Source organism: Microbacterium sp., assembly GCF_041641055.1.
GTDB lineage: Bacteria > Actinomycetota > Actinomycetes > Actinomycetales > Microbacteriaceae > Microbacterium.
This window is the reverse complement of sequence record NZ_JBEPZB010000033.1, coordinates 1-18,517: the sequence shown is the minus strand read 5'-3', so window position 1 is coordinate 18,517 and position 18,517 is coordinate 1. Positions and strand designations below refer to the sequence as shown.

The window sequence follows — 18,517 nt, the reverse complement described above, 5'->3', positions numbered from 1 at the left end:
TATGAGCTATTCCGTGAGTAGGATTCTCGGATGCGCTCCGCCACCGATCCGCTGCCGTTCCGTCCCGAGCGCGTCCTCATCGCCGGGGTGACCGGATCGGGAAAGACCACACTCGCACGGCGAGTGGCCGGACTCTGGGGTCTCAGGCACGTCGAGATCGACGCGCTGTTCCACGGCGAGAACTGGATCCCTCGTCCCGCGTTCCTCGACGATGTGCGTGCCTTCGCCGCTGAGGACCGTTGGGTCACCGAATGGCAGTACACCAGCAAGGGCACCGACGAGATCCTCGCTCCGCGCGCGCAGCTCGCGATCTGGCTCGACTACCCGTACCGGGTGGTCCGCTCGCGACTGCTGCGGCGCACGCTCGGTCGCAGCATCCTGCGCACCCGCATCTACAACGGCAACGTGGAGAAGCCGATCTGGAGGATGTTCTCCGGCATTCCGGAGGAGAACATCCTCGCGTGGCAGACCATGACGCTGCACAAGTGGTCGGAGCGGATGCCCGGGGTCGCGAGCGAGCACCCGCATCTCGTGATCGTGCGCCTGCGCCACCCCCGGGAGACGGAGAGGTGGCTGCGGGCTCAGGCGGAGGCGTCCGGGGTGTCGACAGCTCCGCCGAAACGGCGATCGCGCGACAGGTAGACGCCAATCGCCCGCCACAGCTCCTCGCGGGAGAAGTCGGGCCACAGTGTGTCGAGGAACACCATCTCCGCGTATGCCGCCTGCCACAGCAGGAAGTTCGAGGTGCGCTGCTCCCCCGAACTGCGCAGGAACAGGTCGACGTCGGGCATGTCCGGCACGTAGAGGTTGCGACGGATCATCTTCTCCGAGATCGCGTTGGGCTTGACCCGACCCGCTGCGACATCGGTGGCGATCGCGCGCATCGCGTCGACGAGCTCGATGCGGCCGCCGTAGTTCACGCACATGGTCAGGGTGAGCACGTCGTTGCCGCGGGTGAGCTGCTCGGCGTACTGCAGCTCCTTGATGACGCTCCCCCACAGCCGCGGCTTGCGACCGGCCCATCGGACCCGAACGCCCCACTCGTTGAGCTGGTCACGTCGGCGGTGCAGCACGTCGCGGTTGTATCCCATGAGGAAGCGGACCTCCTCGGGAGACCGCGCCCAGTTCTCGGTCGAGAACGCGTAGACCGACAGGTGCTTCACGCCGGCCTGGATCGCCCCGGCCACGACGTCGAGCAGCACCTCCTCGCCCGCCTTGTGCCCTTCGATGCGGTTCAGACCGCGGCGGTTCGCCCAGCGGCCGTTGCCGTCCATGACGATCGCGACGTGCTCGGGCACCGCGGGGAACGCCGGCGGATGGACCCCGGTCCAGTCCAGCGGGCGGTAGGCCACGGCATCCTTGTGCGTGTAGGGCTTGGGGCTCACCGTGCTCCTTCTCGAGGGATGTCGGCCACGAGGTGTGCGAGCGAGCGGATGCCGCGCTCCAGGTGCCACTGCGCGTAGGCGGCCACGAGGCCGGACGCCGCCGCCGTGTCGGCCTGAGGCGCGGCGTCGATCACGTCCCACTCGCCGGACATGAGCGAACGCAGCAGCGACAGGGTCTTCTCGGCGACTCGGGGGCTTCCCGCAGGTGCGCAGTTCGTGCAGACGGCCCCGCCGAGCTGTCCGACGAAGTGCACGTGGGGTCCCGAAGCGGCACAGCGCGCGCAGTCGCCGAGCGAGGGCGCCCAGCCCGACAGTGCCATCACGCGCAGCAGATAGGAGTCGAGGATGCTGCGGGGTGAGTGCTCGCCCCGCGACAGGGCACGCAGACCGCCGACCAGCAGCAGGTACTGCTCGGGAGTGGCCTCGGAATCGCTCAGCCGGTCGGCCGTCTCCACCATCGCGTTGGCAGCGGTGAACCTGTCGTAGTGCGCGGCGATGTCGGATCCGTAGGAGCCGAGCGACTCGGCCTGCTGCACGATGTCGAGCGAGCGCCCCTGATACAGCTGCACGTCGGCGACCATGAACGGCTCGAGACGGGAGCCGAACTTCGACGACGTCCGCCGTACTCCCTTGGCGACCGCGCGGATCTTGCCGTGCCGCCGAGACAGCATGGTGACGATGCGATCCGCCTCCCCCAGCTTGTGGGTGCGCAGGATCACCGCTTCGTCTCGGTAGGTGGGCACCGTTCGATTATCCTCCGTGCGCGAGAATAGAGGCGTGACCGAACCGCTCTTCACCATTCCGCTCTGGGCGGATCTGCTCGGCGTCGGCCTGGGCGGTGTCCAGGGCGCGATGTTCGCGTCCGGATTCCAAGGGCAGCGCCGACTCGACTGGCTCGGGGTCTCGATCATCGGCATCATGATCGGGATGGGCGGTGGTCTGATCCGCGACATCCTGCTGGGTCAGACTCCGGCCACACTGCAGAACCAGTGGTATCTGGTCACGGCAGGCGGCGCGGCGCTGCTCGGCATGCTGCTCGCTGGCCTCTTCACCCGCCTCAACACCGCGATCGTCGTGCTCGACGCCGTCGTCATCGGCATGTTCGGCGCGTTCGGCACGAGCAAGGCGCTCGCCTTCGGCATCCCCGAGGTGCCTGCCGTCTTCATCGGCGTGTGCGCGGCCGTCGGAGGCAGCGTGCTCCGCGACATGCTGATGGGACTGCCGACCGCGATCATGCACGTCGGCTCGCTGTACGCAGTGGCTGCGGGAGCGGGATGCACGTTCATCGTGATCGCCGTGGCCCTGGGCATGCCGATCACGATCGCGGCGGTCGCCGGCATCGCGGTGACGACCGTCATCCGCATCCTCGCCGTCACCTTCGACGTCTCGCTCCCCGAGCAGCGTCGGATCTACCGCCGCAAGGTGGCGGCCGAGACGGGTGTGATCCCCATCATCAAGCCCTGAACGCGCCTCATCCCGCAGGGCCCTCCTGGCCGTTCTCGATCTCATCGGCGAGGCCCGCGACGACCCGGGCGAGGCCGAACTCCCAGGCGGCATCCGCGTCGTAGGGCGAGCCGGATGCCTCTCCCGCCGCCCGCCCGACCGTCTGCGCGAGCGGGTGCGCGTCCCCCAGGTACCCCGCGAGCCCGCCGGCGACCTGCTGCCAGTCGGCACCGAACTCCGCGCTCCGCCGGTGCTCGACCAGGCGCGCGGCCGCCTGCCTCGCGAAACCGAGCACGAAGGTCAGGGCGGCGTCACGGCGGACGTCATCCAGACCGGCTCCGTCGAACACGTGCAGCTCGCGATCGTACTTGGCGATCGTGCCGGGCCCGATCGCCGTCCGCGGGTCGTCGACGTCGAGCACCCACGGGTGCGTCCGCAGCAGCGAGAGGTTGCTCTCGGCGAGGTCCACGACCGCGGCGCGCCAGCCGTGGGCAGGATCGACGGGCTCGGGCATGCGGGCGTTGACCAGGTCGACCATCAGCACGAGCAGATCGTCACGGCTGTTGACATGCGTGTACACCGACATCGTCGTCATCCCGAGGGAGTCGGCGAGGGATCGGATCGTCACGGCGGCCAGCCCCCGCTCGTCCGCGAGAGCGATCGCCTGCTCCACCACCTCGCCCGTGGAGTGGCGCGAGCGCGGCCCCCGGCGTCCCACCGCGGGCGCACGAGGGTCGTCCCTCCACAGGAGGTCGAGCAGATCTCGAGCCATCTCGGAATATCCTCTCGTGCGATCGCGTTACCTTGTACGCTGTACATAGTTTAGTCGAAGGAGCCGCATGAACATCATCCAGACCGCCATCTCGCTCAACGTGGCCGACGTCCACGCCTCCGCCGAGTTCGCGAAGAGCCAGTTCGGCTTCCGCGAGGCGATGGCCGCTGACGGGTTCGTCTCACTCGAGCATCCGACCGCCTCGACCCACATCATCTTCCTCGCCACGGGCCTCGGCACCTTCCGCCCCGCCGAGATCGCGGGATCTGCGGGTCAGGGCCTGCTCGTGGTCTTCGTCGTCGACGACCTCGACGCCGAGTACCGGCGCATCTCCCTGAGCGGCGCGCGCGTCGTGACGGAACCCGCGACCGAGCCGTGGGGCGAGCGGTACTGCCAGTTCGCCGATCCCAACGGCATCGTCTGGCAGCTCGTCCAGTGGGTCTGATCTGAAGATGCCGAACGCCCCTCGACGACCGGCCGAGGGGCGTTCGGTACAGCGACTCAGACCGCGGCCAGCTCCTGCTCGCGCGTGCGGATCGACCGGTTCACGCCCGAGACGATCGCCTTGAGCGATGCCGTCGAGATGTCGCCGTCGATGCCGACGCCCCACAGGCGCTGGTCCCCCACCTGGAGTTCGACGTAGGCCGCAGCCTGCGCGTCGCCACCGGCGCTGAGAGCGTGCTCGACATAGTCGTAGACGGTGATGTCGAAGCCCTGACCGCGGAGCACCTCGACGAACGCCGCGACCGGTCCGTTGCCGTTCCCGGCGACGGCGACCTGCTGGTCGTCGTCGCGCAGCACGACGTCGAGAACCACATCGCCGGACATGTCGCTGCGGGTCTGGGTGGCGAGCAGCTCGAAGCGTCCCCACTTGGCGGACTCGTCGGCGGCCGGCAGGTACTCGTCGTTGAAGATCGACCAGATCTGCTCGCTCGTCACCTCGCCGCCCTCTGCATCGGTCTTCGCCTGCACCACGCCGGAGAACTCGATCTGCAGCTTGCGGGGCAGATCGATCGCGTGATCCGCCTTCAGCAGGTACGCGACACCGCCCTTGCCGGACTGCGAGTTCACCCGGATGACGGCCTCGTACGAGCGACCGAGGTCCTTCGGGTCCACGGGCAGGTACGGCACCGCCCATTCGATCTCGTCGACGGTGACACCTTCGGCCTCGGCCCTGGCCGCCATCGCCTCGAAGCCCTTCTTGATCGCATCCTGATGCGATCCGCTGAACGCGGTGAAGACCAGGTCACCCGCCCACGGGGAGCGCTCGGGGACAGGCAGCTGGTTGCAGTATTCGACCGTGCGCTTGACCTGATCGATGTCGCTGAAGTCGATCTGCGGGTCGATGCCCTGGGTGAACAGGTTGATGCCGAGTGCGACGATGTCGACGTTGCCGGTGCGCTCGCCGTTGCCGAACAGGCAGCCCTCGATGCGGTCGGCGCCGGCCATGTAGCCGAGCTCGGCCGCCGCGATCGCGGTGCCACGGTCGTTGTGCGGGTGCAGCGACAGGATGACGTTCTCGCGGTGCGCGAGATGACGGCTCATCCATTCGATCGAGTCGGCGTACACGTTGGGCGAGGCCATCTCGACGGTCGCCGGCAGGTTGATGATGACCTTGCGGTCGGGGGTGGGCTCGAAGATCTCGATCACCTGGTTGCACACGTCGACGGCGAACTCGAGCTCCGTGCCGGTGTAGCTCTCGGGCGAGTACTCGTAGTAGACCTTCGTGTCGGGGATCGTCTTCTCGTACCGGCGGCACAGACGCGCGCCCTCGAGCGCGATGTCGATGATGCCCTGCTTGTCGGTGCGGAAGACGACCTCGCGCTGCAGCACGCTGGTGGAGTTGTACAGGTGGACGATGGCCTGCTTCGCCCCGGCGATCGACTCGTAGGTGCGGGCGATCAGATGCTCGCGCGCCTGGGTCAGCACCTGGATGGTGACGTCGTCGGGGATCAGGTTCTCCTCGATCAGCTGACGCACGAAGTCGAAGTCGGTCTGGCTCGCCGATGGGAAGCCGACCTCGATCTCCTTGTACCCCATGCTCACGAGGAGCTCGAACATCACGCGCTTGCGCTCCGGGGACATCGGGTCGATGAGCGCCTGGTTGCCGTCGCGGAGATCGACCGCACACCAACGGGGCGCTTCGGTGATCCGGGCATCCGGCCAGGTGCGGTCGGGCAGGTCGACGGTGATCTGCTCGTGGTACGGCCGGTACTTGTGGATCGGCATCGCGGACGGGCGCTGAGTGTTCTGCATGATGGGGCTTCTTCTCTTCGTCAGAAATATGGACGGGCCATCACAAGCGCCGCGACGAGGAAGGCCCTGGCTTTAGGACTCGTCGCGGCAGCTAAGAAGAAGCAGACCGCCGAAAGGCATGCGGCCATGGTAGCAGGATCATCGGATGACCTCAGCGACGGATGAGACGATCGTCGCGTCTGCGACACTTCCCCACATGAGCACATCGCACAGCCGCATGCTTCTCGCCGCCGCATCCGTCCTGGGGGTGGTCGCGCTCTCCGCGTGCTCCACCGGCCCCGCGTCCTCCCCTGCGCCCACCAGCACAGGGTCCCCCGAGTGGCACGCGAGCGACGTACGCCCACCGGAGGGACGCGTCATCGGCACCGGCACGGTGCTCGACGCGGCCGGCGACGCGCAGCTGTGCCTCGGCGCCGTCGCGGAGTCGTACCCGCCGCAGTGCACGGGGATCCCCCTCGAGGGCTGGAGCTGGGACGGCGTCGACGGCAGCGAGACCAGCGGAGACACGACCTGGGGCACCTACGCCGTGTACGCCACTTACGACGGCACCACCCTCACCGTCACCGACCCGCCGATCATGCTCGCCCTCTACGACCCCATCCGTCCGGAAGATCCCACCGACGGTGTCGACGGCGCGACGTCCGAGGCCGATCTCACCTCCGTGCAGGACGAGGTCTCCGCCGCGCTGGTTCAGGACGCGCTCACCGTCTGGACTGAGCGCGGCTACGTCTGGGTGCAGGTCGCCTGGGACGACGGCTCCCTGCAGGACGCGGTCGACGAGGAGCACGGCGACGGGGTCGTGATCGTGACCTCGGCGCTGCGCGAGATCGACTAGGCGGTCGGGATCAGCGCGAGCTTGCCCCCGGGATGGCCCTCTGCGAGCAGGGCGAGGGCGGCCGGCGCCTCCTCCAGGGGGAAGGTGCGGGCGACGGGGACCTCCAGGTCGCCGTTCTGTGCCAGAGCGACCAGCTCGCCTCTGATCTCGTCGCGGAACCGGGCACTGGTCCGCATGGAGCCGGCGATCGCGAGGATGCCAGCCGCCGCCGCACGTCCCATCGCGGCGATCGTCACGATCCTCTTCCGATCGGCGGTGAGCTCGAGCGACACATCGACCGCCTCATCCGTTCCCACCGCATCGAGTGAGGCCGCGATGGGGGTGCCGGCGGCGTGCCTCGCCCGATCGGCGAGACCGGGTCCGTACTCGACCGGGATGCCGCCGTAGCGACGGACGACGTCGAACCTCGCGGCAGACGCGGTCCCGATGACCCGGATGCCGCGCAGAGCCGCCTGCTGCAGCACGCTGACCCCGACCGCTCCGGACGCGCCGTGGAGGAGGATCGTCTCGCCGGGCGCCGCCCCGGTGACCCAGAGCATCTCGGCCGCGGTCGTTCCGGCGAGCAGGAGGTTCGCGGCCTCGGGATGTGTGAGCGTCGTCGGTTTCGTGAAGGCCTTCTCGGCGGGTATCGTCAGCTCGGTGGCATAGCCGCCGGACACGCGGAACGCGACCACCTCGTCGCCCACCGCCACCGCTCCCGAGCCGATGCGGGTGTCAGGTCCGACGGCCGTGACCTCGCCCGAGATCTCGTACCCGATCGCCACCGGCAGATCGACGCCGGGCCTCGCAGCGGCGACGTGCTTCGCATCCGCCGGATTCACTCCGGCCGCGCGCACCCTGACGGTCACTTCGCCGGCGACCGGCGGGCGGACGCCGTACTCGACGAGCTCCCAGGTGTCGGGGCTGCCCCAGGTGGTCGCGAGCCACTGCATGGCGAGTCTCATATCGAGACCCTACCCGCCTCATTCCACGAGGCGCTCGTCCACGTCCCACATCGTGTACGAGAGAATCGCGCCTGCGGCGATCAGCTCGTCCTCGACGATGTTGGTCCGCTCCACGCCGACGATCCGACCGGTCTCGAGCGAGAGGAGCACGACGTCGCTGGCCGCGCCGTCGCCCGAGACGACACGCAGCCCGGCGACCGGACGGCCCAGGCGATCCGTCGTGCTGCCCAATGCCTCCACACCGTCGGCCGCCGCGAGGAGGTCGATGATCCGGGATTCCTGCGCGTTCGTGAGAGTCCACTGCTCGAGCACCGCCGTCGTCGCCAGGACGACCTCCGACCCTGTCGGCTCGTCGGGCATCCCGAATGCCGTCAGCGCCCCCTCGACGTCTGCGAGCGAGTCGCCGAAGACATCGGGAACCGGAGTGGAGAACTGCCCCGGCTCCATCGCCAGGTCGACGCTCACCTCCCCGGAGCTGCTGATCTCCGCGCCGACGTTGGCCGACGCGTCCGTGGGGTCGTACGGCACGCCGCTGATCGAGACCATCCGCCCGGAGAGATCCGGCTCCCACCGTAAGGTGTTCAGCTGGGGCACGACCTCGGTCTCACCGGTGCCCCCGTTGATGTCGAGTCCCCAGGTCGCCGATCGCACGAGACGCTCCGGTTCTGCGGGCCCACCCGGCTCGGCCAGAGCCGTCTGCGCGGCGCGTAGCGTCTCGGTCGTGCTCTCCGCGGCCGAGAAGTCGAGAGGAGCAGGGGAGCCGGCGACCGCCATGCTCTGCGGGACCAGGACGGCGACGGCGACGACCACGGCAGCCGCGGCGACCGCGAGCCCGGAGGCCCACCCCACGAACGCCCGCCGTCGGGGATGACGTCGCGGCGCGCTGCGGATGATGCGCTCGCGGACCTGCAACGCGGCCGCATCCGGCTTCGCATCCTGAGGCGTTCGCGCCGGATCCGCCTGGGAGAGCAGGCGATCGAGCAGTCCGTTGTCACTCATCCTCACCCTCCGTCCCCTGCAGTCCGAGTTCCCTGCGCAGCTTCCGTCGCGCACCTGACAGCACCTTCCGCACTCGAACACGCGGGCTGCGCAGCACCTCCGCGATCTCCCCCACCGCGAGCCCATCCCAGTACGTGAGCATGATGATACGCCGCTCGACCCTGTTGAGGGCACCGAGAGCGCGCACCACACGCGCGCGCATCGTGAGGTCGCTGGTCGAGTGCTCCCCCGCGACTCCCTCGTGCAGGGCGTCCAGCGCTCTCCACCGCATCGTCATCCGCCCGGACCGGGAGGCGAGGATGCGATCAGCCGTCCGGAGCAGCCAGACACGGGTCATCGGCCTGCTCGGAACCAGACGCGACCAGGCACGGAGGAAGATCTCGGCGACGATCTCCGTCACCTCCGCATCATCCTCGACGACCCCCTCGACGTGATGCCTGACCGCTGCCCAGTTCGCGTCGAAGAGCGCGGTGAAGGCCTCATCCCTCTGGGTCTCGCGGTCGCGTCCGCGGGCGCTCATCCCTGCCGACCGTGGGAGGACCCGATCCGCGACGCGTCTCGGTGCCCCATCTCAGAACCCGAGGCGACCGAGCTGCTTCGGGTCGCGCTGCCATTCCTTCGCCACCTTGACGTGCAGGCCGAGGAAGACCCTCGTGCCGAGCAGCGCCTCGATGCCCACCCGCGCACGGCGCCCGACATCGGCGAGTCGCTTGCCCTTGTGTCCGATGATGATGGCCTTCTGGCTGTCGCGCTCGACCACGATCGACGCGTGGACATCGGTGAGGTCGGTGCCTTCTCGCGGTGCGATGTCGTCGATCACGACAGCGATCGAGTGCGGGAGCTCGTCACGGACGCCGTCGAGCGCCGCCTCGCGGATCATCTCGGCGATGCGGTCCTCCTCGGACTCGTCGGTCGTGACGCCTTCGCCGTACAGCGCCGGGCCTTCGGGCATCAGGGAGAGCACCTCGTCCGCGAGCACGTCGAGCTGGTCACGGGTCAGCGCGGACAGCGGGATCACGGCGGCCCAGTCCTCCCGGAGCGCGTCGACCTCCATCAGGCGCTCGGTGATGTCGTCGCGGCCGGCAGCATCCGTCTTCGTCACGATCGCGATCTTCTTCGCGCGTCGGTACCCGTCGAGGGACGCGGCGATCCGCCGGTCGCCCGGACCGACCTTCTCGGTCGCGGGCACGCAGAAGCCGATCACATCGACGTCTCCGAGCACCTGCTCGACCAGATCGTTCAGCCGCTCGCCGAGCAGCGTGCGCGGCTTGTGGATGCCCGGCGTGTCGACGATCACGAGCTGCCCCTCCGGACGGTTCACGATCCCTCGGATCGCCCGCCGGGTGGTCTGCGGCTTCTCACTCGTGATCGCGATCTTCTCGCCGACCAGGGCGTTCGTGAGGGTGGACTTGCCGACGTTGGGGCGCCCCACGAACGTGACGAACCCGCTTCGCGTCTGCTCAGTCATCGTGTGCATCTCTCTCATCTGCGGAGTGTCCCGCGTCGTGTGCCGACCGTTCCACGAACACGGTCGCGATTCCGCGTCCTCGTCCCCTGGATGCTCCGCCGGTGAGCGTGAGCCCCTCCACCGTCGCGGTGGATCCCGGTTGCGGGACCTGCCCCAGCGCCTTGCCGAGCAGACCGCCGATCGAGTCGACGTCCTCATCCTCGAGCTCGAGGCCGAACAGGTCGCCGACGTCCTCGAGGGAGAGGCGGGCGCTGACCCGGTAGCGTCCGTCGCCGAGTTCGACGACTTCAGCCGACACCTGATCGTACTCGTCGGAGATCTCCCCGACGAGCTCCTCGATGAGGTCCTCGAGGGTCACGAGACCCGAGATGCCGCCATGCTCGTCGATCACCAGGCACACGTGCACGGCGTCGCGCTTCATCTGCTGCAGCAGCGTCTCGGCGCGCATCGACTCAGGGACGAACGTGGCGGGTCGGGAGATCGGGCGGATGGATGCGGCCCGCCAGGCGTTCTCGTCACGGAACGCGAAGAGCACCAGATCCTTGAGATACAGGACGCCGACGACATCGTCGGCGTCGTCGTCCACGACCGGCATGCGCGAGACGCCGCGCTGGAGGAACAGCGCCATCGCCTCGCTGGTCGTCGCGGTGGCGTCGACCGTGACCATCTCGGTGCGGGGCACCATCACGGCACGCACGAACTGATCCGTGAAGTCGAAGACCGAATGGATGAGATCGCGGTCGTCGGCCTCGATGAGGTCGTTCGACGCGGCCTCGTCGACCATGCTCAGCAGCTGCTCCTCTGAGGTGAACGAGCTGCGACCACGCCCGGGGGTGACGCGATTCCCGAGCACCACGAGCCCCTGCGCGAGGGGGCCGAGGATGATGCGCAGGCCGCGGACGACCGGCGCGTTGACCCGGAGCATCCCCTCGGCGTGGTGGCGTCCGAACGACCGAGGGCTCGCTCCGACGAGCACGAAGCTGATCCCGGTCATGAGCAGGGCGGCGGCGAGCATCGCCCACCAGATGTTGTCGAACAGGATGCTGAAGGCGACCGTGACGAGCACCGCAGCGGCGGTCTCGGTCAGCACTCGGATGAACGCGACCGCGTTGACGTGGGCGTCGGTGTCGGCGGCGATGCGGGTCAGCTGCGCGGCGTTGCGTCCCTCCGTGCCCATCTCCGCGATGTCGGAGCGCGACGTGACGCCGAAGGCCGCATCGATCGCGGCCATGAGTCCGCCGAAGGCGACGAGCAGGACGGCGCCCGCGAGCAGGAAGGCCGCGGTCATCGTCGACGTTCAGCCGCGGCGAAGCCCTGGATGAGCTCCTTCTGCAGCCCGAACATCTCGCGCTCCTCGTCGGGCTCGGCGTGATCGAACCCGAGCAGGTGCAGCAGTCCGTGGGTGGTGAGGAGGATCAGCTCGTCCATCAGCGTGTGACCGGCGGCCTGCGCCTGCGCCTCGGCGACCTGCGGGCAGAGCACGATGTCGCCGAGCAGACCGGGTGCGGTCGGGCGGTCCTCCGTGCCGGGGCGCAGCTCGTCCATCGGGAAGCTGAGCACGTCCGTCGGTCCCGGCTCGTCCATCCACTGCACGTGCAGCGCCTCCATCGCAGCCTCGTCGACGAGGACGATCGCGACCTCGGCATCGGGGCTGACGTGCATCTGGGCGAGGTTGAAGTCGGTCAGCCGCTGCAGCACGGGCTCGTCGACGTCGATGGCCGACTCGTTGTTGATCTCGATCATGACTGTGCTCGTTTCATCAGGAGAGGCCGCGTTTCGGCATCCGGTCCCGGGGTCCTGGTCGCTGTGCGCCTCGGCGCTCTGCGCGATTGGCGAACTCGGCCGCCTGCTCGCGCTCGTAGCGCTGCGCCGTGCGGCGCTCGTCGTACTGGCTGTATGCGTCGACGATCTGTCCGACGAGCGAGTGGCGCACGACGTCTTCGCTCGTCAGTCGGGCGAAGTGGATGTCGTCGATGCCGTCGAGCACCCGGGTCACGAGGCGCAGCCCGGACGATCCCTGGGGAAGATCCACCTGGGTGATGTCGCCCGTGACGACCATCTTCGAGCCGAAGCCGAGACGCGTCAGGAACATCTTCATCTGCTCCGGCGTGGTGTTCTGCGCCTCGTCGAGCACCACGAACGAGTCGTTGAGCGTGCGTCCGCGCATGTAGGCGAGAGGCGCGACCTCGATGGTCCCCGTCGCCATCAGGCGCGGGACGATCTCCGGGTCCATCATCTCGTTCAACGCGTCGTAGAGCGGCCGCAGGTACGGGTCGATCTTGTCCGTGAGGGTGCCGGGCAGGAAGCCCAGTCGCTCCCCCGCCTCGACGGCCGGACGCGTCAGGATGATCCGCGTGACCTCCTTGCGCTGCAGCGCCTGGACGGCTTTCGCCATCGCGAGGTAGGTCTTGCCGGTTCCCGCGGGGCCGATCCCGAAGACGATCGTGTTCTCCTCGATCGCGTCGACGTACTCCTTCTGACCGAGGGTCTTCGGACGGATCACCTTGCCCCTGGTCGAGAGGATCGCCTCGCCGAGCACCTCGCTCGGCCGCGGGCCGCCGTCGGTGCGGAGCATGCGGGCGGAGCTCGCGACATCGCTTGGGGCGAGGTCGTGTCCGGCCTTCGTCATCGTCATCAGCTCGTCCACGAGCGACTTCGCCTTCGCGACGGCGTCGGGTGCGCCCGAGAGCGTGATCTCGTTGCCGCGCACGAGCACCTGCACGTCCCGGTGCTCCTTCTCGAGCATCCGGAGCAGGCGGTCCTGCGGGCCGAGCAGCTGCACCATGGCGACACCGTCGGCATAGATCTTCTCGACGGCGGTGTCGGATGCGGTCACGGGGTCGTTTTCGTCAGAAGCCAACGAGCTTGTTCTCCTCGATGTTGCCGAGCACATGGGCGTGCACGTGGAAGACGGATTGGGCGGCGCTCGCGCCGTTGTTGAAGATGAGGCGGTATTCGCCGTTCGCATGCTCGGAGGCGAGCTGCTTCGCGGCGGCGACCATCTCGGCCAGCAGACCGGGGTCGCCGGCGGCGAGCTCGGTGACGTCGCGGTAGTCCGCTGTCTTCGGGATCACCAGCGCGTGCAACGGCGCCTGCGGGTCGATGTCGCGGATCGCGAAGACCCGGCCGGTGTCCAGCAGGATCTCACCTGGGATGTCGCCGTTCAGGATGCGCGTGAAGATCGAGGGCTCGGACATGCTCCCAGTCTACTGACCGCCACGCGGCGCGGACCTTCGCCGTCTCACCACCGGCCGAGCGCGACGGAGAGCACGGCGATCGCCGCCGGACCTGCCGTGGAGGTGCGCAGCACCGTGTCACCGAGCAGCACGCGCTCCGCGCCGGCGGCGACCAGCTTCGCGATCTCGTCGTCCGAGATGCCGCCCTCCGGACCGACGACCAGCACGACGTCGCGGCCGTCCGGTTCGAGCTCCGAGAGCCGGGCGGGCGCACCGGGATCGAGCAGCAGGACCCGCTGAGTCGAGGCGCGAGCGGCGAGATCGGATGTCGACGCGGACACCGCGACCTCCGGGACCCACCGCCGATGGGCCTGCTTGGCCGCTTCGCGGACGATCGTCGCCCAGCGCTCACGTCCCTTGACCGCCTTCGGGCCGTCCCAGCGGGAGATGCTGCGACTCGCCTGCCACGGCACGATCTCGTCCACTCCGAGCTCACAGGCGGCCTGCACCGCGAGCTCGTCACGATCGCCCTTGGCCAGAGCCTGCACGAGGACGATCCGGGGACTCGGGGCCTCCTGCGTCGACCGCTCGGACACGCGGACGTCGACCCGAGACGGCGACACCTCCTCAGCGACGCCGACGAGCCACACACCCACGCCGTCGCCGACCGTCACGGTCTCGCCGACCCGAAGACGGCGAACCACCGCAGCGTGCTTCGCCTCGGCGCCGGTGAGGGAGACGAGGTCGCCGACCGCGGCATCCGACGATGTCTCGACGAGGAAGTGCAGTGCCATGTCGCTGCCCGATCAGTGCGAGCGGAAGCGGTCGCGCAGCTTCGAGAACAGCCCCTGCTGGAACTGCGCCAGCTGCGGCCCCGGAGCCTTGGTCTTCTTGGCGAAGTCCTCGATGAGCGCGCGCTGCGCGGAATCGAGCTTGGTCGGGGTCACGACCTGCACGCCGACCCGGAGGTCTCCGCGCTGGGTGCCCCGCAGCGGCGTGATGCCGCGGCCCTTGATGGTCAGGACATCGCCCGACTGCACTCCGGAGCGGATCTCGAGGTCGACCTCGCCGTCGAGCCCCTGGATCGTCGTCTCGGTACCGAGGATCGCATCGGGCATCGAGACCTCGAGCGTCGCGAGCAGGTCGTCGCCGTCGCGGCTGAAGGACGGATGCGGGTTCACGGTCACCTCGACGTACAGGTCACCGTTAGGACCGCCGGCCTTGCCGACCTCGCCGGAGCCGGGGAGCTGCAGACGCAGACCGGTCTCGACGCCGGCGGGGATGTCGAGCGAGACGGTGCGACGGGACCGCACACGACCCTGGCCTCCGCAGGTGCCGCACGGGTACGGGATCGTCGTGCCGTATCCCTCGCAGGTGCCGCAGGGCTGGGAGGTGACGACGTTGCCGAGCAGACTGCGCACCTGGCGCTGGACGTGTCCCGTGCCGCCGCAGATGTCGCAGGTGACGGGCGAGGTGCCCTCCTGACAGCACGAGCCGTTGCAGGTCTCGCAGAGGACGGCGGTGTCGACCTCGATGTCGCGGTGCGCACCGAAGACCACGTCGCCGAGGTCGAGGGTGACCCGCACCAGGGCATCCTGACCGCGCTCCCGCCGCGACCGGGGACGCGCGCCGCGCCCGCCGCCCTGACCGGCGCCGAAGAAGGTCTCGAAGATGTCGCCGAAGCCGCCGAAGCCCTGGAAGTTGCCGGCCGCGCCGTCTCCACCGCCCATGTCGTAGCGACGACGGGAGTCGTCGTCGCTGAGGACGTCGTAGGCGTGGGTGACGAGCTTGAACTGCTCGGCCGCATCCTCTCCCGGGTTCACATCCGGGTGGAGCTGACGTGCGAGGCGACGATACGCCTTCTTGATCTCGTCGGTGGAGGCGTCGCGGGAGACGCCGAGTACCTCGTAGTGATCTGCCACAATGGCCCTTCTGCGTGTGCTGTCTCTGGGCGACCGCGTCAGCGGGACGCCTCGTCTTCGTCGAGCATCCGCGAGAGGTAGCGGGCCACAGCCCGCGCAGCCGCGAGATTGCTCGGGTAGTCCATGCGCGTCGGCCCCATGACGCCGACACGCGCCGTGCCGCTGGGTGCGGCGTAGTTGCTGGCGACGATCGATGCCTCGCCGAGCCCGAACGAGGCGTTCTCGGTGCCGATGCTCGCGGCGAGACCGTGCGAGTCCGCTTCCATCTCACTCATCAGACGGAGCAGGGTGACCTGCTCCTCGATGGCCTCCAGGAGCGGATGGATGCTGCCGCGGAAGTCCTGCTCGCGACGTGCGAGCGTCGCAGCCCCCGCCATCACGAGGCGCTCCTGGCGGAAGGCGCCGAGTTCATCGACGACGATGGTCGCCAGCGCGCGCAGGACCACGTCCTGAGCGTGCGTGTCGCCGGCGAGGAGCGCCTGCAGCCGCTCGGCAGCGTCGCTGACCGCGCGACCGGTGATGAGCGCCGACAGCCGCGCCCGCAGCAGACCCATGTCTGCCTCGTCGACGTCGACCGGGAGCGGCGCGATGCGCTGCGACACGCCGCCGGCGTCCGTGACGAGCACGATGAGCAGGCGGTTGGGGGCGAGCGCGACGAGCTCGAGATGGGTGAGGTGCGCACGCGCGAAGGACGGGTACTGCGCGAGAGCGACCTGGCCCGTCAGCTGCGTGAGCACGCGGACCGTGCGGACCATCAGGTCGTCCAGGTCCGACGGCGCAGTGAGGAACGACTCGATCGCCGTGCGCTGCGCGACCGAGAGCGGGCGCAGCTGGGCGAGGTGGTCGACGAAGACGCGGTACCCCTTGTCGGTGGGGACGCGTCCGGATGACGTGTGCGGCGCGGTGATGAGCTCTTCGTCTTCGAGCAGCGCCATGTCGTTGCGGATCGTCGCGGCCGACACCCCGAAGGAGTAGCGGTCGACGATGGACCGGCTGCCGACGGGTTCGTGCGTCTCGACGTAGTCCTGCACGATCGCGCGAAGAACCTGGAGGCCTCTTTCACTGACCATCGCAACTCCCTCCCCTTGGCACTCACTGGCTTCGAGTGCCAATTCTACCCGCCGATGCGCCCGCATCGGTGATCCGCGGCCATGGCAGGCGGCTCAGTCGGTGAGTTCGCGCACGACCGCGTCGGCGAGAAGGCGCCCGCGCAGTGTGAGCTGCAGGCGTCCGCGCACGGCCGCGGCGGGGTCGACGAGCCCGTCCGCGATGAGACCGGCGACCCTCGTGCGCTTCGCGGGCGCGAGATCCGCCACCGCGATGCCCTCCCTGATCCGGCTCAGGAGCAGGATGCGCTCGAGCGTCGCAGACTTCTGGTCCGGCCGCTCGGTGCCTGCGGCCGGCGACTCCCCTGCTGCCAGGCGTTGGGCGTAGGCGGCCGGGTGCTTGACGTTCCACCAGCGCAGGCCCGCGACGTGGCTGTGCGCGCCCGGTCCGAATCCCCACCAGTCGTGCCCGCGCCAGTAAGCGAGATTGTGTCGGGAGCGCTCCCCCTCGGAACGGGCCCAGTTGCTGATCTCGTACCACTCGAACCCGGCTGCCCCGAGACGGGCGTCCGCGAGCTCGTACATGTCGGCCTGCAGGTCATCGTCCGGCATGGGCACCTCGCCACGCCGGATCTGCCTCGCCAGCTTCGTGCCGTCCTCGATGATCAGCGCATACGCCGAGATGTGATCGGACTCGAGCGCCAGCGCCGCGTCGAGCGACGACTCCCAATCGGCGAGCGTCTCACCGGGTGCTCCGTAGATGAGGTCGACGCTGACCGCGAGCCCGGCGTCCTTGGCTGCTGCGACGGCGGTCGTCACGTTCTCAGGGCGGTGGGTGCGGTCGAGCGCTGCCAGCACATGGGGCACCGCCGACTGCATCCCGACGGAGAGGCGCGTGACGCCGGCGTCGGCGAGCGTGCGCACCACCTCGGGCGTCACCGTGTCGGGGTTCGCCTCGACCGTCACCTCGGCACCGTCAGCCAGGCCGAACGCATCGGTGGCGGCATCCAGCATCCGTGCGAGGTCGCCCGCCGGCAACAGAGTGGGTGTGCCTCCGCCGAAGAAGACCGTGTCCATCGGACGCAGGCGACCGGCGTCCGCGAGCACGCGTGCAGCGAGGTCGATCTCCGTGATCAGCGTTGAGGCGTAGTCCTCCTGCTTCGCTCCGCGCAGCTCACCCGACGTGTAGGTGTTGAAGTCGCAGTAGCCGCAGCGGACCCGGCAGAACGGGACGTGGAGGTAGGCCGAGAACGGCACTGCGGGATCGACCGAGAGGTCGGACGGGAGACTGCCGTCCGCCGGTGCCGGATCTCCGAGAGGGAGAGGGCCGGCCATCAGAGGTGTACGGCCATCAGACGGGGGTCGCGTAGAGCGGGGAGATCGCCCTCAGGTAGCGGGCGAACAGCTCGCGCCGACGTCGCTTCACGAGAGCGGGCACGAGGCGATAGAGCAGCGAGTTGGGGGCGTCGAAGGCACGGACGGAGAACCACACCTCGTCGTTGTCCTCACGCCAGTCGATGTCGAAGGACTCCTCGCCGCGCACCACGGATCCGCCGACGGTACCCAGGACGAATCCGATCCGGCGCTTCTCCTCCGTCACGGAGATCACACGGAGTTCGGCATCCGCTCGCATGCCGCTCACCCTGCCGTGCAGCCGCAGCGTCATGCCGGGGCCGGCGAACGGGGTGCCCTCGGCATCGAAGCGCTGCTCGACGTCGTTCTTGCTCGGAGCGATCGGCGTGCCCTCGGCATTGAAGCTGACGCCGGCATATGCGGGACCGGGAGCCGGCCGCACGTCGTCGATGCTGAGACCAGCGGCCCGCTGGGCGGTCCAGGTCAGGAGTGCCTCGCCGGCGGTCTGGAATCTCTCCGCGCCGCTGCCGATGCGCCAGGAATTCTCCGCCGGGATGCTGCGCTCCGGCGGGTACTGCATCAGATCGGGGGCGTGGGTAGCACCCACGGCCGCATAGTCCACCGTGTCGTCTCGGAAAGTCCCGCGCCGCATGAGAACCAGCCTACTTCCCGTCACCTGGACGATCACCCCCACGCGCCGGGCAGCCCCGACTCGCGGGGTCCTACTTCTTGTCCTTGCCCTCGACGTCACCGGAGAGGGCGGCGATGAACGCCTCCTGCGGCACCTCGACGCGACCGACCATCTTCATGCGCTTCTTGCCCTCTTTCTGCTTCTCGAGGAGCTTGCGCTTGCGGCTGATGTCACCGCCGTAGCATTTGGCGAGCACGTCCTTGCGCAGCGCCCTGATCGTCTCGCGG

At 69.0% G+C, this 18,517-nt stretch carries 21 protein-coding genes and 1 pseudogene; 4 read left to right on the top strand and 18 right to left on the bottom strand.

What is annotated here, in order from left to right:
• The first annotated feature begins 30 nt into the window (after nucleotides 1-30).
• Nucleotides 31-642: an AAA family ATPase gene (locus ACESK8_RS15610; protein ID WP_372969446.1), complete on the top strand. Its 612-nt coding sequence runs from the start codon at nucleotides 31-33 to the stop codon at nucleotides 640-642.
• On the opposite strand, the gene ACESK8_RS15605 is transcribed toward ACESK8_RS15610, so the two are convergent.
• Both ACESK8_RS15605 and recO read right to left on the bottom strand, forming a co-directional pair.
• Entirely contained in the window at nucleotides 582-1,385 is an 804-nt protein-coding gene (locus ACESK8_RS15605; protein ID WP_372969445.1) for an isoprenyl transferase, read from the bottom strand. The genes ACESK8_RS15610 and ACESK8_RS15605 overlap by 61 nt on opposite strands.
• Complete coding sequence (gene recO / locus ACESK8_RS15600; protein WP_372969444.1) at nucleotides 1,382-2,128, bottom strand: DNA repair protein RecO; 747 nt, start codon at nucleotides 2,126-2,128, stop codon at nucleotides 1,382-1,384. The genes ACESK8_RS15605 and recO overlap by 4 nt, the downstream gene beginning before the upstream one ends.
• A gap of 34 nt (nucleotides 2,129-2,162) precedes the next feature.
• Between recO and ACESK8_RS15595 the strand changes: the two genes are divergently transcribed.
• Entirely contained in the window at nucleotides 2,163-2,849 is a 687-nt protein-coding gene (locus ACESK8_RS15595; protein ID WP_060926132.1) for a trimeric intracellular cation channel family protein, read from the top strand.
• A 7-nt stretch (nucleotides 2,850-2,856) separates the two neighbouring features.
• Here the strand turns inward: ACESK8_RS15595 and ACESK8_RS15590 are convergent, their stop codons facing one another.
• A complete protein-coding gene (locus ACESK8_RS15590) occupies nucleotides 2,857-3,600 on the bottom strand; it encodes a TetR/AcrR family transcriptional regulator (RefSeq protein WP_372969443.1) in 744 nt (247 codons plus the stop codon).
• 67 nt (nucleotides 3,601-3,667) lie between these two features.
• Between ACESK8_RS15590 and ACESK8_RS15585 the strand changes: the two genes are divergently transcribed.
• Entirely contained in the window at nucleotides 3,668-4,045 is a 378-nt protein-coding gene (locus tag ACESK8_RS15585) for a VOC family protein (protein WP_372969442.1), read from the top strand.
• Nucleotides 4,046-4,101: 56 nt separating this feature from the next.
• Here the strand turns inward: ACESK8_RS15585 and leuA are convergent, their stop codons facing one another.
• Complete coding sequence (leuA, locus tag ACESK8_RS15580; RefSeq protein ID WP_372969441.1) at nucleotides 4,102-5,856, bottom strand: 2-isopropylmalate synthase; 1,755 nt, start codon at nucleotides 5,854-5,856, stop codon at nucleotides 4,102-4,104.
• A gap of 196 nt (nucleotides 5,857-6,052) precedes the next feature.
• On the opposite strand from leuA, the gene ACESK8_RS15575 reads away from it, so the two are divergent.
• The gene (locus ACESK8_RS15575) at nucleotides 6,053-6,691 is read left to right on the top strand and encodes a hypothetical protein (protein ID WP_372969440.1); all 639 of its coding nucleotides are present in this window, start codon (nucleotides 6,053-6,055) and stop codon (nucleotides 6,689-6,691) included.
• Here the strand turns inward: ACESK8_RS15575 and ACESK8_RS15570 are convergent.
• The 14 genes and pseudogenes from ACESK8_RS15570 to ACESK8_RS15505 all read right to left on the bottom strand — a co-directional run.
• Nucleotides 6,688-7,635: an NADP-dependent oxidoreductase gene (locus tag ACESK8_RS15570; RefSeq protein ID WP_372969439.1), complete on the bottom strand. Its 948-nt coding sequence runs from the start codon at nucleotides 7,633-7,635 to the stop codon at nucleotides 6,688-6,690. The genes ACESK8_RS15575 and ACESK8_RS15570 overlap by 4 nt on opposite strands.
• A gap of 18 nt (nucleotides 7,636-7,653) precedes the next feature.
• Nucleotides 7,654-8,634, bottom strand: a complete 981-nt coding sequence (locus ACESK8_RS15565) for a hypothetical protein (RefSeq protein WP_372969438.1) — start codon at nucleotides 8,632-8,634, stop codon at nucleotides 7,654-7,656.
• Nucleotides 8,627-9,154: an RNA polymerase sigma factor gene (locus ACESK8_RS15560; RefSeq protein ID WP_372969437.1), complete on the bottom strand. Its 528-nt coding sequence runs from the start codon at nucleotides 9,152-9,154 to the stop codon at nucleotides 8,627-8,629. Before ACESK8_RS15560 ends, ACESK8_RS15565 begins: the two co-directional genes overlap by 8 nt.
• 51 nt (nucleotides 9,155-9,205) lie before the next feature.
• Nucleotides 9,206-10,102, bottom strand: coding sequence for a GTPase Era (gene era, locus ACESK8_RS15555; protein ID WP_372969436.1), 897 nt, complete (start codon nucleotides 10,100-10,102; stop codon nucleotides 9,206-9,208).
• The gene (locus ACESK8_RS15550) at nucleotides 10,095-11,390 is read right to left on the bottom strand and encodes a hemolysin family protein (protein ID WP_372969435.1); all 1,296 of its coding nucleotides are present in this window, start codon (nucleotides 11,388-11,390) and stop codon (nucleotides 10,095-10,097) included. The genes era and ACESK8_RS15550 overlap by 8 nt, the downstream gene beginning before the upstream one ends.
• The gene (ybeY, locus tag ACESK8_RS15545) at nucleotides 11,387-11,845 is read right to left on the bottom strand and encodes an rRNA maturation RNase YbeY (protein ID WP_060926140.1); all 459 of its coding nucleotides are present in this window, start codon (nucleotides 11,843-11,845) and stop codon (nucleotides 11,387-11,389) included. Before ybeY ends, ACESK8_RS15550 begins: the two co-directional genes overlap by 4 nt.
• A 16-nt stretch (nucleotides 11,846-11,861) precedes the next feature.
• On the bottom strand, nucleotides 11,862-12,887 hold the full coding sequence (locus ACESK8_RS15540) for a PhoH family protein (protein ID WP_372969460.1): 1,026 nt from the start codon (nucleotides 12,885-12,887) through the stop codon (nucleotides 11,862-11,864).
• A gap of 64 nt (nucleotides 12,888-12,951) precedes the next feature.
• A complete protein-coding gene (locus tag ACESK8_RS15535) occupies nucleotides 12,952-13,299 on the bottom strand; it encodes an HIT domain-containing protein (RefSeq protein WP_372969434.1) in 348 nt (115 codons plus the stop codon).
• A gap of 44 nt (nucleotides 13,300-13,343) precedes the next feature.
• On the bottom strand, nucleotides 13,344-14,072 hold the full coding sequence (locus ACESK8_RS15530; RefSeq protein WP_372969433.1) for a 16S rRNA (uracil(1498)-N(3))-methyltransferase: 729 nt from the start codon (nucleotides 14,070-14,072) through the stop codon (nucleotides 13,344-13,346).
• Between the two features lie 12 nt (nucleotides 14,073-14,084).
• Nucleotides 14,085-15,200 carry a molecular chaperone DnaJ gene (gene dnaJ, locus ACESK8_RS15525; protein WP_060926144.1) on the bottom strand — a complete coding sequence of 372 codons (1,116 nt, stop codon included), beginning with the start codon at nucleotides 15,198-15,200 and terminating at the stop codon, nucleotides 14,085-14,087.
• Nucleotides 15,201-15,238: 38 nt separating this feature from the next.
• Nucleotides 15,239-16,270, bottom strand: a complete 1,032-nt coding sequence (gene hrcA, locus ACESK8_RS15520; RefSeq protein ID WP_372969432.1) for a heat-inducible transcriptional repressor HrcA — start codon at nucleotides 16,268-16,270, stop codon at nucleotides 15,239-15,241.
• A 93-nt stretch (nucleotides 16,271-16,363) separates the two neighbouring features.
• Nucleotides 16,364-17,581 carry a radical SAM family heme chaperone HemW gene (gene hemW / locus ACESK8_RS15515; protein ID WP_372969431.1) on the bottom strand — a complete coding sequence of 406 codons (1,218 nt, stop codon included), beginning with the start codon at nucleotides 17,579-17,581 and terminating at the stop codon, nucleotides 16,364-16,366.
• A 16-nt stretch (nucleotides 17,582-17,597) separates the two neighbouring features.
• Nucleotides 17,598-18,251: a DUF1990 family protein gene (locus ACESK8_RS15510; protein ID WP_372969430.1), complete on the bottom strand. Its 654-nt coding sequence runs from the start codon at nucleotides 18,249-18,251 to the stop codon at nucleotides 17,598-17,600.
• Nucleotides 18,252-18,321: 70 nt separating this feature from the next.
• Nucleotides 18,322-18,517, bottom strand: a pseudogene (locus ACESK8_RS15505) (elongation factor 4); the annotation flags it as partial.